At 53.4% G+C, this 1,675-nt stretch carries 3 protein-coding genes; all 3 read right to left on the bottom strand.

The window, feature by feature from the left end:
* Positions 1-212: 212 nt before the first annotated feature.
* Positions 213-473, bottom strand: a complete 261-nt coding sequence (locus tag NCT04_RS34175; RefSeq protein ID WP_250470258.1) for a PAAR domain-containing protein — start codon at positions 471-473, stop codon at positions 213-215.
* Positions 474-815: 342 nt separating this feature from the next.
* Positions 816-1,043, bottom strand: coding sequence for a hypothetical protein (locus tag NCT04_RS34170; RefSeq protein WP_250470256.1), 228 nt, complete (start codon positions 1,041-1,043; stop codon positions 816-818).
* Between the two features lie 8 nt (positions 1,044-1,051).
* On the bottom strand, positions 1,052-1,675 hold a 624-nt coding region (locus NCT04_RS34165; RefSeq protein WP_250470254.1), incomplete at its 5' end, for an RHS repeat-associated core domain-containing protein.

Raw genomic sequence — 1,675 nt, 5'->3', positions numbered from 1 at the left:
GCGGTCGCGAGCCGCCCGCGCGCGTCGTAATAAAAACTCTCGGTCGCTTGCTTGCCGATCGTGCGCGCGGTGAGCCGCCCGATCGGGTCGCGCTTGTATATCGATACAGAGGGCATCGTCGCGCTACGCGAGCTCGACGAAGGTGAGGAAGTCGAGAGCATAGAACAGACGGCGCAGCCCTGAGGTGACACGCCACCTGTGATTAAAGACGATCAATCAATCGAGCCATGATCGCCCAAGGCAATTATTCGACTACCGCACGCGGTGAGATGGCCATCCAGCGCAACGTGCTCGCCGTTGGTGTCGGTTAGCATGTCCGAGCCTTGAATGATCGGATTGACGCCGTGTTCGGGACATGACACGAGATCGCCCACGCGCGCGCCTTTGCGTCCGTCGATGTCCATCGTGTCTGATCCAGTGATGATGCGGCCGCCGTGGGTGGTGCTGTCGCCTACGCAAGCAATTGATGTCATTTTGTCTCTAACTTAGATCAAGAAAATTGTTATGGTCGGCATAGTGATTGAGGCATTGAATCACTTCCTCCGTGGTCGCCTTTGGCTTTTGCTTATGGGCTAAATCAACAGCCGCCTGAAAATTCTCGCCAGGGTAAAGAAAGGCGAGGCTGCGGTCGTTCACTTGGTCTGGCAACGTCCCGAGCAGCCGCTTTTATCCGTTGCTCAAGCTCGCCGGGCGATGGATCGAGCAGGCCGGAATCAGAGCAGGGTAGCGCGTTAGAATCAATGTTGAACACGGGCGGTTGACCATTACCACCGAGTAGACGAACTGAGGGGCCGCGTGTGAGCGGCCCCTCATCGCTATCTGTCTATCTGCCAATCGACTTTCCAATTGGACTCTGCAAAAAAGCTTCCAACAGCCTCTTTTGTTTCAACCCAATTATCAAAGCCAGTACCCATATCAGGGTAATCCGCTGTCAGGATTAAAAATCCTCCTGTGTTCGCTGTGTCATCCACTACCTTAACGTATGAACCTGCGTCATCTCCAGCGATGATTTTCCCAACTATTCCGAACAGGATTTTTTCCATAACCGACCTCATTCGCAGAACGGAATATGATTATTCGCTGTGGGTTTTGTAGCCCCTGGAACATAGGTCTCTAAATGCCCATGGGGAACATTCGGTGCATGATTTCCTTGAATCGAATTATTGTCTATTCTGAACTGCCGAGTTCCATCTTCGCTCCGATAAACACCGCTACCTGGCTTACCAATCTCTGTGGCGCCCGCGCCCAAAAACTCAGATCCAGCATCAAGCAATTGGTCTGATGTCAAAACATATTGGCTAGTTATGTTCCCTTTGCCGTTGAGCGTTTCGTCAATCACGGAATGCACAGGGCACTTTTGCTGTTGCTGGCGACATAGAGGGCAAATTCCCTCCATTTTTTGCAGCCCCAGCGGATCAACCCACTGCACCGGATTCGGCGCGTACTGGAACGCGTTGAGTCCACCCGCTAACCCAATCGGATCTTTGCTAACGAAGCGTCCCGTTTGCGGATCGTAATACCGGTGCCGATTAAAGTGCAAGCCGGTCTCTTCATCATAATACTGCCCCTGAAACCGGATCGCGTTATCCGTCTCAGCCGGGTCTTCCTTACCATAGGGCGCACCCTTTCGCCCGCCCCACGCCTTATAGCGCGCAAGCCAAACCACCTTGCCAGA

This window comes from Caballeronia sp. GAFFF2 (assembly GCF_023631485.1).
Lineage (GTDB): Bacteria > Pseudomonadota > Gammaproteobacteria > Burkholderiales > Burkholderiaceae > Caballeronia.
Note: the sequence above shows the minus strand (reverse complement) of the source record. Positions and strands in the feature narration are given on the sequence as shown.